This window comes from Mariniphaga sediminis (genome assembly GCF_003573545.1).
GTDB lineage: Bacteria > Bacteroidota > Bacteroidia > Bacteroidales > Prolixibacteraceae > Mariniphaga > Mariniphaga sediminis.
Genome location: NZ_QWET01000002.1, coordinates 66,111 through 78,308 on the forward strand (window position 1 = coordinate 66,111; position 12,198 = coordinate 78,308).

Below are 12,198 nucleotides of genomic sequence, written 5' to 3' on the forward strand. Positions count from 1 at the left end.
ATAAAGTTTCTTTCAATACTTACTAAAACGAAATAAAATGAAGTCGAATCATAAATACCTGTTTGGGGCAACAACATTCCTGGGACTCCTTTTTATACTATTCATATTCCAGGGATGTAAAAATCAGCCCGCCCATACTTTTGAGGCCGACGTAGTTATTTACGGAGGCACATCGGCTGCTGTTATCGCCGCAGTTGAGGTGGCTCAATCGGGCAAATCCGTCATTGTCGTTTCTCCCGACATTCATTTGGGAGGACTGACCGCAGGTGGACTGGGTTGGACTGACACCGGCAAAAAAGAGACCATTGGCGGGCTGGCCCGAAATTTTTACCACCGCGTGTACAACCATTACCAACAGGACGAGGCCTGGAAATGGATGCAAAAGGAAGAATACGGGAATACCGGCCAGGGAACTCCTGCCATTGACGGGGACATGCGTACTATGTGGATTTTTGAGCCGCACATTGCCGAACAGGTTTTTGAAGAGCTGATTCAGGAAAATAACATTGAATTGTATCGTGATGAATGGCTCGACCGGAAAAACGGAGTAAAAAAGACCGATGGAAAGATTACTTCTATCACCACACTTTCCGGCAAAACATTCCAGGGAAAAATGTTTATGGATGCCACTTACGAAGGCGATTTGCTGGCTTCGGCCGGGGTTAGTTACCACGTGGGCCGCGAAGGCACCAATGTTTACGGGGAAGAGTGGAACGGAGTACAAACAGGGGTTTACCACCACCGGCACCATTTTAAAGTACTTGCCCAGCCTATCGACCCCTATTGGGAGCCGGGGAATCCGGTAAGCGGACTGCTACCACGCATTAGCCCCGACCCACCGGGAGAAAAAGGCGAAGGCGATAACCGGATACAGGCATACTGTTTCAGGGTATGCATGACCAACCATCCTGAAAACCGCATCCCTTTTCCCAAACCTGAAGGCTACGATTCCACCCAGTATGAATTGTTGGTGCGTATTTTTGATGCCGGCTGGCGCGAATGGTTCGGGAAGTTCGACGCCATTCCCAACCGGAAAACCGACACCAACAACCACGGCCCTTTTAGCAGCGACAATATCGGAATGAATTACGATTACCCCGAAGCCAGCTACGAACGCCGCAGGGAAATCATCAAAGAACATGAAACTTACCAAAAGGGACTCCTTTGGTTTGTAGCTAACGACAAGCGGGTTCCCGAAGACATTCAGACAGAAATGAAAAAATGGGGCCTGCCAAAAGATGAGTTTACAGACAACGGGCATTGGCCTCATCAAATCTATGTACGTGAAGCCCGGCGAATGATTGGCAAATTTGTGATGACAGAAAACGAGTTGCTGAAGCGCACTCCCACTCCCCAATCGGTAGGGATGGGTTCCTACACCATTGATTCCCACAATGTGCAACGATATGTAGATGAAAACGGACACGTTCATAATGAAGGCGATATCGGTGTTTCACTACCCGGTCCCTACGAAATTGCCTATGGCGCCCTGGTCCCTAAAAAAGAAGAGTGCCAGAACCTGCTGGTTCCGGTCTGTGCATCTGCCAGCCACATTGCTTTTGGCTCCATTCGGATGGAACCGGTATTTATGATTCTTGGCCAGTCGGCGGCAGTAGCTGCCTGCATGGCTATCGACAAAAACAGTGCTGTTCAGGATGTGGAGTACGAAAAACTAAAAAAACGGCTGTTGCATAAAGGACAGGTATTAACCCTGGAAAATATCATTCAATAACGGGCAAATAAAATCAGACCCGGTTCTGATTTGCGAAAAAATATAAAACCATAATGATGAAACGACGAAACTTTGTAAAAACCGCGGCAGCCGGGTCAGCATTTTTGCTGACCCCGGGGGCATTTGCTTTTAACTACTCCTCGAATCCGGACGAAAAAAAATATTGCTACCAGTCGGAACGAAAAATACCGGTGGCTTACAACGTAGATGTAGTTGTTATCGGCGGATCGCTGGCAGCCGTGGCAGCAGCGACAGATGCCGCACAGAACGGGGCAAAAGTTTTCCTCGTCGCCCAGGAACCTTACCTCGGTGAAGATATTTGCGGAACATACCGTTTGTGGACGAGCGATCAAAGCATTTTAAATACCGAACTGGGCAAGAAAATTTTCGGAGAAGGCCTGCCCACCCCGATGCATGTAAAACGTACTCTCGACAATGAACTGATTAATAACAATGTCGACTTCCTTTATTCCAGTTATGTAACCGATATTCTGAACGATAAGAATGACCAACCTGCCGGAGTTGTCATCTCCAACCGTTCCGGAAGACAGGCCATCTTTGCAAAAACAATTATCGACGCTACCCCGCGGGCTTTGGTGGCCCGAATGGCTGGAGCGCAGTTCGGAAGTTATCCTTCGGGAAAGCAAACCTTCAAATTTACCGTTGTGGGAAACAAGTTGAAGCAAACGCCCGGACTCACCGGAAAAATTCACGACGAGCAGGTGCAGCTAAAATTTGTGTCAACAGGGAATACACAGGGGAGTGGTTTTTCCGATGCCGATATCCGTTACAATGCCATAGAGTATACCATTCAGATTGACATGAAAGACGGCAGTTGGGCTTCGTTTGCCGAAGCAGAGCAAATGGCCCGCGACCTAACCTGGGACTCAGATCAGGTAGAGTCGGCAGATCTCCTTTTCCAAAATCCACCGGACAAAATGGTGGGGCAAAAAAGGTGGAACAATGCCAGCGTAGATTTGGAAAACATCAACCTGAAAGTTTTTCAGCCACGAAAGCCAGAAAACATTTTTGTGTTGAGCGGAAGCGCTAATTTGAGCGATGCAGCAGCAGAAACCTTGCTCCAGCCGGGCAAACTTATCCGGATTGGAGAACGGATTGGGAAAGAGGCCGCAACGATTGCCAGCACGTTAACCAAAATACAATCGGCTAAAATAAAAGGCATCAACCAACAAAATATACTGCCTGGTGATGTGGGCGAGATTTTGGAAGGACTACGCCCGTCACTGAACCTGGACGAAGTGGTTGCCGAAGAGACAACCTTGCCTGTTTTGGGCACTTACGATGTAGTAGTAATGGGCGGCGGAACAGCCGGCGCTCCCGCGGCAGTTGGCGCATCTCAACAGGGAGCAAAAACATTGGTGCTCGACTACATGCACGGAATGGGGGGCATGGGAACCCTGGGCATGATCGGAAAATATTACCACGGGTACCGGAAAGGGTACACCAACATTGTAGATCTCGGTGTTAAAAATATAGACCCGGATAATCCCCGAAAAAAGAAGTCACTCGGCGAATGGGTTTTCGACTGGAAAACAGAATATTTCCGGAAAGAAATCCGTAATGCAGGTGGCGATATCTGGTTTGGGGTGCTGGGCAGTGGAGCCTATGTGGAAAACGGACAGGTGAAAGGTGTAGTGGTGGCAACCCCGGAAGGCAAAGGGGTGGTGCTTGCCCACACGGTGATCGATTCGACCGGAAGTGCGGATATTGCCATTGCGGCAGGAGCAGAATATAGCTATACCGACGGACTTTCAGTGGCAGTGCAGGGGGCAGGTTTACCCTTTAAAAATCCCGACGATTTTTATAATAACACCGACTGGACATTCATCAGCGACTCCGACATGCTGGATGTGTGGCGGGCATTTATTGTGGCCAAAGATAAATTCAAAGAACAATACGACATCGGAAAGATACCACAAACCCGCGAGCGCCGGCGAATGGTGGGCGATTTCACAGTGGGCGTGCTTGATGTTTACAACCACCGAACATATCCTGATACCATTTCGGCACATCTTAGCTCGTTCGACACGCATGGGTTTACCGAGGATCCGTTCTTCTCGTTAAAACCTCCGGCTCACAGCGGAGTGGATGTTCTGGCATTTGTCCCCTTCAGGGCACTTCTTCCCAAAGGACTGGAAGGGATTGCTGTTACGGGACTGGGGGCAAGCGCCCACCGGGATGCCATGCCGGTTATCCGCATGCAGCCCTGCTTGCAAAACCAGGGATATGCCGTAGGAATGGCTGCCGCATGGGCAAAATTTAACAACCAAAAAATCCGGTACGTTGATGTAAAAGCGCTGCAAAAAGAGCTGGTACAAATTGAAAGTTTGCCGGAGCATGTGCTTACTGACGTGGACAATTTTCCACCGCCCTACGAAAAAATTCAGCAGGCTGCCCAAACAGTGGTGAATGACCTGGAAGGGCTGGAAATTATTTTATGGGATAAAGAAAGAGGAATTACGGCATTAACGGATAAATTTCATTTGTCTCAAAACGAAGAACACAAACTTGTTTATGCGCGCATTCTCGGCATGCTGGGGGAACAGGACGGCTGGCAGGAACTGATTGCCGCCCTTGATAGCTACGACGATTGGGATGAAGGCTGGAATTTCACCGGCATGGGCCAGTTCGGAAAGAGTATCAGCTACCTCGACAGCCTGATTATCGCTACCGGAAGGACGGGAAGAACAGAGGCACTTCCATCCATCATTCGCCTGGCAGAAAAGCTAACACCCGAAAGCCACTTCTCACACTTCAGGGCTGTTGCCATTGCCCTGGAAACCATTGGCGATCCCAAAGGAGCTGAACCGCTTTTCAAAATACTGGAATTGCCCGGTGTACGGGGACATACAATGCCTGATATCAAAACAGCGAAAGAACGCACTCCCGCCCATAAAAACGATGTTTCAACCCGAAACAATTCATTGCGGGAACTAATATTGGGCCGTGCGCTATACAAATGTGGCGACTACAATGGTGTAGGGAACCAGATTCTGAACGATTACTCCAAAGACCTGCGCGGACATTATTTCCGCCATGCCAATGGAGTTCTTCAGCTATTTTCAGGACAAAAGGAAAAAGAAATAGAGTTATAAACTACTCGTTCAAAACAGCGTACTCAAAATAAAATTACAGGGATTTATTGTTCCGCTGGAAGAGACAATAATATATCTGGCGAATCAAGAGTTGATATTAGCTAATTATCAGTAATTCAACCCACTTTGGGGTTTCGTCTTTACCCCGCATTGCCTTCCCCGAGCTTCGCATGGGGCTATTTTAATTTATGTCCTTCGGACACTTCTTTATCCCGAAAGGGATTAAATAATAATAGCCATGGGTAAAACCCGTGGTAATAAAGTGGATATGATAAGAACCCCGAAGTGGGTTCAGCCCTTCGAATATATCATCAGAGCGTAGCCCAAATCCGGGCCAGTGAGTGGCCGGACGCCTTCAGTTGCAAATCAAGAAAATAACCGAAAGGTGTTTGTGCTGTAGTGTATCCGCCGTTTTGCAACCGCTTTTCTGCCAAATCGAAAACCTCCCTGGTAAATTCCACGGAGGCTTTGGAATCGGAAAGATGCGCAAACGAATGCAGAATTATTTTTGTGCAGTTGTTTTTGCGGGCGGTCCACTTCAGATGGTTTACCAGCTTTTTCTCCCGGCTTTTTACATCGTTATCTTCATCTGTCTTTTCTATCTGGATAAATGCCAGAACAGAATCTGTAAAGCTGGCCCCTTCTGTTATTTCTTCTGCCGAATCCAGGTTTTTCTGCGCAGGAGTGTAACTGAATTCATCCACATACATCACAAGAACCTTCATCTATTCCTCCATTTCTGTAAGCAATTCTTCACTCAGTTTTCCGGTCCATTCACACAACAAAGCCTTCTGTTCTTCCGACAATCTTGCACCGGGATACATTAGCTTGTATGACTTGAGAGGCATTTTCCCGTCCTCCACCTCTTCACACATTTTGTCCAGGGCAGATATCTTCTCCAACACATCCATATTGCCCCATTCCGATAAGTTTAATTCCTCCTTGCCGTTCACAACATGGCTGTTTACAAGCCATGAAGCCGGAGCAATGTGATTGTACCACCTGTACTTGGTTTGATTGGAATGGCAATCGAGACAGGAAGTTTTCAGCAGCGTTTTGATATCTTCCGGAACATCGGTTACTTCGAAAAGATGATCCCCTGTCATTTCTCCCTGGTTTTTCTCCGGTTGAAAAAACTGGATTACAACAAGAGCTGTGATAAACAGAATAATAACGATGCGCAGAATTTTTTTCATCTCATTTGGATTGTTATTTCTAAAAATATTTATCTCATTTTATCAGATATTTTAATGGGTATCCGATAAAGTGCACAAGCTCATTTCAATGGCCTCCCGGAAAATCATAACACTCCCCGCACACACAAAAAAGGCCAACGATAGTGGTTCCCCTAACGGGAAATGATTTTGTAACGCATTAAGAACTTAACAATTAGCTCCCAATAAGCTTTTTAGCTTCTTTTTCAGCCCACTCTGTTAAAATTTTAATCTGCTCTTCCGTAAGTTTTTTTTCCGGTCTTTTTTCCAGGAATTTTTTAGGCGGCATATCCCCTTCTTCCACCACCTTGGCAATATCTTTCAATTTTGTGATTTTACGAACTTTCTGTAAGTCATCAAGCGTTTTAAAATCAAGTTCTTCCCGGGCATCCTCGTTCTGCGAATCAGTATTGTGACATCCAAAGCACGACTGATCGATAATGGCATTCACCTCCTTGGGCATTGTCGTTTTACTCTTATCAGAAACTGTTCTAAAAGATGTATTCAGAATAAGAATGCCGGAAAAAACTGTTGCAATCAAAAAAACGGGGAATAATACTTTCATAATTCATTTCGTTTTAAGTGAAGATAATTTTTGTTTAATATACGGTATAATTTAAAAAAACACAATAGAGGCCGGAAAGTTGACTCCATTTTCCTTCATGGGGTGAATTTTAAAACCGATAAAAGTGCTCTCTGATTTTAAATATTAACTTTGGCGAAAAAGTATAAGAAAGGATGCGTTGGTTTTTTTTGACAGTGTTTTTCCTGTTTTCAACAACCTGTGTTGTAACAGGTCAGGTTTCAAGTGGGGGCACCCCCCTCAAAGTTCCGATACTAAAAAGCCGTGGAATCCCTGTAAAAACAATGCCAGAGTTGAACAACAAAGCGTTGCAGCAACAGGCAGCTGAACAGCGCCAGCAGGGAAACAGACTGAAAGCCTTTCAGTTTGCCCATACGTTTCAGGTACATCTTTCGCCCGAAACAGATGGTTTATGGACAAACAATATCGATGGATTTGACATTTGGCAATTGAAAATCCGTTCAAAAGATGCCTTTTCTATACAACTGATTTTTGATCGGTTTAAACTCCCGTACAATGCCCGGCTGTTCCTTTTCAGCGAAAAAGAAGGGAAACACCTTGGGGCATTTACTTCAATCAACAACAAGGCCTCGGGAAAATTTGCCGTGGCGCCCCTGGCTGGCGATGAACTGGTTGTTCAGTATGAAGTGCCGGCCGGCCACAACGGTAAAAATGATTTTGTCATTTCCAATGTAAACCACGATTTTATAGGAATTTTAAAATTTAGCGACCGGCGCCCATTGGGGACCGCAGCGGGTGAATGCAATATCGATATCCATTGTGAAGCAGGAAGCGACTGGGAAGATCCCAAAGATGCCGTTTGCCGGATAATAACCACAAAAAACAACAAAGCAGAGATTTGTACAGGTACGCTGATAAACAATACGGCCGAAGATCAAAAACCGTATGTTATTACAGCCGCCCATTGTATTGAGAAGGCCCAATTTGCCGAAACATCCGTTTTTACGTTTAATTACGAAAGTCCTTACTGTGCCCCGCTGGATGGCGATCCGGGGAATTCGGTATCGAACGCTGTGCTGCGGGCCATTTCCGACAGCCTCGATTTTGCCCTGGTAGAACTAAGCCTGGTTCCTCCTCCTGAATATCGGCCTTACTATGCCGGATGGGATAACCGTCAGGTTTTACCCGATTCTTCTACCAGTATCCACCATCCGCAGGGCGACATTAAAAAAATTGCTTACGACAGTGATTCGCCTGTTTATTCCAATTTTCTTTCTGACTACACACCCAAAGGGTTTATACGCATTTTACGATGGGATGGCGGTGTCACTGAACATGGCTCTTCAGGCGGGCCATTATTCAATCCCGACCAAAACCTGATCGGAACCCTTACCGGCGGGTCCGCCCTTTGCAGCGATCCCCGGAACGACTATTTCTCGCGTTTTGAAATGGCCTGGGAATTTCGGGCTGATATTTCCAAACAGTTAAAACACTGGCTCGACCCACTTAATTCCGGCGCTACTATTTTGCAAGGGAAGAGGTTTTATACCGACGAAGAACTGTGCATGGCTTTTACCAACCTGGAGGATTTTGATGAACATGAAAATATTGTCCTGCAAAACGAAAATCAGTTTGCCGGATACTGGGGTGGAACCAACAACATTGGAATTACCGGGTTTGCCGAACGGTTTTCCATCCCGGGAAATGAACAGTTCTACGGTGTATCCCTTGGAGTTGGAAAAGTAATACTCTCGGGCGGCACCGACAGTGAAATTACGGTAACTGTTTACAATGGAAATTCTCCTGGTACAGTTATCCATTCAGAAACAGTTAAAATAAACAGCCTTGTTTCCGATGCCATGAATTTTATCGGGTTCTCCGAAATGGTGGAGCCTGCCGATACCTTTTTTGTGGGATTTGAGTTAAGCAACCTGGCTCCTCAGGATACTTTTGTGGTGTATCAATCATTACGGCAACCCGAAAAGGAAAACTTTTTCTGGTTCAAACAAAATAACGAATGGTACAATTTCCAGACATCCAACAATGACAACTATTGCATCGCAAATGCATTTGAACTGATTGCCTGCAACGTGGATGCACTGGCCAACGATACGCCATTGGTAAATAACCCGACAGATGCGCTGATTTATCCCAACCCGGCCCACTCCGGTTTTACCTTTGAAGCCGGGCAGGAAATCGATCCCGAAAATATCCGCGTATTCAATCTTATTGGGCAGGAGGTTCAGGCGAAACTGGGAAACCACCGGAATAAAAAAATTCAAATTGATTTGTCGGGTAACATTCCGGGCGTTTACTTTGTCCGCTTAAAAACCGGGGAGGGAATGGTGTCGAAAAAGGTTACCTATATGCCCTGGTAAAAAAACAGATATGAACCGCTTGATATTTTTTATTCTATCGCTCTACATTTTCACAGGCTGCGCAAATCCGGAAAAAAAACCGGATAGAAGAGTCAGTTCCAATCAAAATGCACATGGTTTTCAGATAGAAAAGTCCGGAGAACTGACCCGGCTTACTGTTTTTAATCCATGGGAAAAGGCAGAAAATGTTTCATTCGAATATTTTTTAGTAAAAAAAACGGCAACAATACCTGATTCTCTCACAGGGAGAAGAGTCATTAAAACCCCGGTAGAACGTGTTATTTGTCTTTCTACCACTCACCTGGCATTTTTGGAAGCGCTTAACGAAACCATGGCGGTTTCAGGCATTTCAGGACGGCAATATGTTTCAAACCAAAAAATAAGGGCCCGGATGGATCAGGGCGAGGTTCCGGATGTGGGGTATGGCCAGAATCTCAACTACGAGCTGATTCTAAACCAGAAGCCCGAACTGATAATGGTTTACGGGATTGGAAGTGAAGTAACAAGCCACACCCAAAAGCTGGAAGAATTGGGAGTTCCTGTAATTATGGTAGCGGAATACCTGGAAGAAACGCCGCTTGGAAAAGCAGAGTGGATAAAGTTTATAGGAACACTTTTTCAAAAAGAAAAAGAAGCGGAAGAATATTTTCGTCAGGTAGCAGAAGAATACAATCGCCTGAAGAAGCTGGCCGCCGGGAAAACAGACAAACCCAAAGTACTGGTAGGGTCGCCGTATCGCGATACCTGGTGGGTGCCAGGGGGAAATAATTACCTGGCCAATTTGATTGCCGATGCCGGGGGTCTTTATCTCGGAAAGGAAAACCCTTCGCATGAAAGTTATGTCATTTCATTTGAAAATGCCCTGGCCTGGGGCAATGAGGCTGATGTTTGGATTAACATGAGCAACCTGGCTTCCAAAGAAGAGATCCTGTCAGTGGATCAGCGATTCAAAAGTTTCAGCGTGTTTAATGAAGGCAAAATATACAACAATATCAAGCGGCTTAGTAATCATGGCGGAAATGACTTCTGGGAAAGCGGCACGATAAATCCCCACATCGTGTTGCGCGATTTAATTACTATTTTTCATCCGGATTTGACGGAAAAAGAAACGACATATTATCAGGAAATTGAATGAAACCTTTAACCCAACATAAAAAACAACCATTGGGGCTGATGTTTTTTATACTCGCCATTCTATTTGTGTTGTTTTTCATTGCCGATTTATTGCTGGGTTCCATCATCATCCCGGTAAAGCAGGTACTCCTGGCTCTTTTTACTTCTCCGGCTGATTCCGGGGAAACGTTCCGCACGATTATTCTCGACTTCCGGTTGCCCAAAGCACTGACGGCCGTACTTACCGGCGCCGCGCTATCGCTGAGCGGCCTGCAAATGCAGACTGTCTTTCGCAACCCACTTGCCGGGCCTTATGTACTGGGGATTAGCGCCGGGGCCAGCCTGGGTGTTGCCTTATTTGTTCTGGCATTCTCATCGGTAATGGCATGGGGCATCTTCTCTTCTACCGGGGCATGGTCGCTGGCCCTCGTTGCCTGGGCTGGTTCGTTTCTGGTAATGTTGCTGGTGCTGTATGTTTCCGCCCGGGTAAACGATATTATGACGCTACTTATCCTTGGCATCCTGTTTTCGAGCGCAGTAGCTGCCATTGTCAGTATTTTACAATATTTTAGCAATGAGTCTATGCTAAAGGCATTCATTATCTGGACAATGGGAAGCCTTGGAAGCGTTACCAAATCGCAACTCATGGTATTGGCGCCGGCCATTGGCGCCGGTATTCTTTTGGCATTTATGAAAATCAAAGATTTAAATGCATTCCTTTTGGGAGAAGATTATGCGCGTTCGTTGGGGGTTTCCATTAAAACCAGCCGCATTATTATTTTCCTGAGCACCAGCTTACTGGCCGGAACCATCACGGCTTTCTGCGGCCCTATCGGTTTTATCGGGATTGCGGTTCCACACATTTGCCGTGTTATTTTTAAAACAGCCAACCACCTGGTGCTTGTCCCGGCCGTCATTTTAACAGGAAGTACTGTAATGCTTTTCAGCGACATTGTTTCGCAGCTTCCGGGTATGCAAACCACGCTGCCTGTCAATTCGGTGACAGCCCTTATTGGCATTCCCATTATTGTTTGGATGATCGTTAAAAACAGAAAATTTGTTTCAGTTTAATGAAAAAAGAGAAGATTAATATTGAACTGAAACAGCTTTCAGTAGGTTACAAGCAGCCCGGAGAAGCCCCGCTGGAGATACTGAAAAATGTAAACCTGACGGCAGCCCCCGGAGAAATGGTAGCGTTAATCGGCAGTAACGGAATTGGCAAAAGTACCCTGCTGCGCACCCTGGCCGGTTTTCAGCCCTGGTTTGCCGGAGGTATCCGAATCGGAGACAAAGGACTAAAAGCGCTTGGTCCTAAAGAAACAGCCCAAACCATAAGTTTTGTTTCTACCGAAAATATCCGTGTGCCCAATCTTTCGGTTTTCGATTTGGTGGCTTTTGGACGTTTCCCTTATACCAACTGGATCGGGATGCTTTCGGAGGAGGACACATCCATTGTTGAAGAAGCTATTGAGAAGGTGGGACTTTGTGGATTTGAACACCGGTCGGTTATGCAAATCAGCGACGGTGAAAGGCAGCGGGCCATGATTGCCCGGGCGCTGGCGCAGGATACGCCGGTGATTATACTGGATGAACCAACTGCTTATCTTGATGTAAGCAACAAGTACGAAATTTTCCATCTGCTCCAGCTGCTGGCAGGCGAAAAAGGAAAAACAGTTGTGCTCTCCACGCACGACCTGAATATTGCCCTGCGCGAAGTAGATAAGCTTTGGATTGTTACTGAATCCGGGAATTACCAGGGGGCGCCCGAAGATGCTGCACTGAAAGGATGGCTCAACCATCTTTTCAAAAATGAAAACATTGGCTTTGATGAGAAAGAAGGCGAGTTTTTCTTTAAAAAAGAATTTAGGGCCAAAGTAAGAGTAGAGGGCGAAGGACTGCCGCTCATCTGGACCCTGCGCGCCCTCAACCGGAAAGGATACCAGATTGTAATGCAGGCTGAACCCGATTTCCGGGTAGTGGTAAAAGAAAACTGCTGGCAACTGGAATCCGGCAATACAACAATAGAATTCCAGAGTATTTACCGGCTTCTGGCTTTTTTGGAATAAAAAATATTTTAACCGAAATTTCACGCCTGAACCAA

9 protein-coding genes are annotated in these 12,198 nt (G+C 46.1%); 6 read left to right on the plus strand and 3 right to left on the minus strand.

Annotated elements, in window-relative coordinates; genetic code table 11:
• Window positions 1-37 precede the first annotated feature (37 nt).
• Together D1164_RS02615 and D1164_RS02620 are read left to right on the plus strand one after the other, a co-directional pair.
• Window positions 38-1,732, plus strand: coding sequence for an FAD-dependent oxidoreductase (locus D1164_RS02615; RefSeq protein WP_119348391.1), 1,695 nt, complete (start codon window positions 38-40; stop codon window positions 1,730-1,732).
• Window positions 1,733-1,785: 53 nt separating this feature from the next.
• Window positions 1,786-4,848 (plus strand): FAD-dependent oxidoreductase, encoded by a 3,063-nt coding sequence (locus D1164_RS02620; RefSeq protein ID WP_119348392.1) that lies wholly within the window; start codon window positions 1,786-1,788, stop codon window positions 4,846-4,848.
• Between the two features lie 311 nt (window positions 4,849-5,159).
• On the opposite strand, the gene D1164_RS02625 is transcribed toward D1164_RS02620, so the two are convergent.
• From D1164_RS02625 to D1164_RS02635, 3 genes are all read right to left on the minus strand, one after another.
• Window positions 5,160-5,573 carry a threonyl-tRNA synthetase editing domain-containing protein gene (locus D1164_RS02625; protein ID WP_119348393.1) on the minus strand — a complete coding sequence of 138 codons (414 nt, stop codon included), beginning with the start codon at window positions 5,571-5,573 and terminating at the stop codon, window positions 5,160-5,162.
• Window positions 5,574-6,044 carry a heme-binding domain-containing protein gene (locus D1164_RS02630; RefSeq protein WP_119348394.1) on the minus strand — a complete coding sequence of 157 codons (471 nt, stop codon included), beginning with the start codon at window positions 6,042-6,044 and terminating at the stop codon, window positions 5,574-5,576.
• A gap of 193 nt (window positions 6,045-6,237) precedes the next feature.
• Window positions 6,238-6,627 carry a heme-binding domain-containing protein gene (locus D1164_RS02635; RefSeq protein WP_119348395.1) on the minus strand — a complete coding sequence of 130 codons (390 nt, stop codon included), beginning with the start codon at window positions 6,625-6,627 and terminating at the stop codon, window positions 6,238-6,240.
• 302 nt (window positions 6,628-6,929) lie between these two features.
• On the opposite strand from D1164_RS02635, the gene D1164_RS02640 reads away from it, so the two are divergent.
• Genes D1164_RS02640 through D1164_RS02655 form a run of 4 tightly spaced genes read left to right on the plus strand, consistent with a single transcriptional unit; the run spans window position 6,930 to window position 12,163 of the window.
• The gene (locus D1164_RS02640) at window positions 6,930-8,984 is read left to right on the plus strand and encodes a T9SS type A sorting domain-containing protein (protein WP_172594319.1); all 2,055 of its coding nucleotides are present in this window, start codon (window positions 6,930-6,932) and stop codon (window positions 8,982-8,984) included.
• A gap of 10 nt (window positions 8,985-8,994) precedes the next feature.
• The gene (locus tag D1164_RS02645) at window positions 8,995-10,119 is read left to right on the plus strand and encodes an ABC transporter substrate-binding protein (protein ID WP_119348397.1); all 1,125 of its coding nucleotides are present in this window, start codon (window positions 8,995-8,997) and stop codon (window positions 10,117-10,119) included.
• Window positions 10,116-11,168, plus strand: a complete 1,053-nt coding sequence (locus tag D1164_RS02650; RefSeq protein ID WP_119348398.1) for an iron ABC transporter permease — start codon at window positions 10,116-10,118, stop codon at window positions 11,166-11,168. The genes D1164_RS02645 and D1164_RS02650 overlap by 4 nt, the downstream gene beginning before the upstream one ends.
• Complete coding sequence (locus D1164_RS02655) at window positions 11,168-12,163, plus strand: ABC transporter ATP-binding protein (protein WP_119348399.1); 996 nt, start codon at window positions 11,168-11,170, stop codon at window positions 12,161-12,163. The genes D1164_RS02650 and D1164_RS02655 overlap by 1 nt, the downstream gene beginning before the upstream one ends.
• Window positions 12,164-12,198 lie beyond the last annotated feature (35 nt).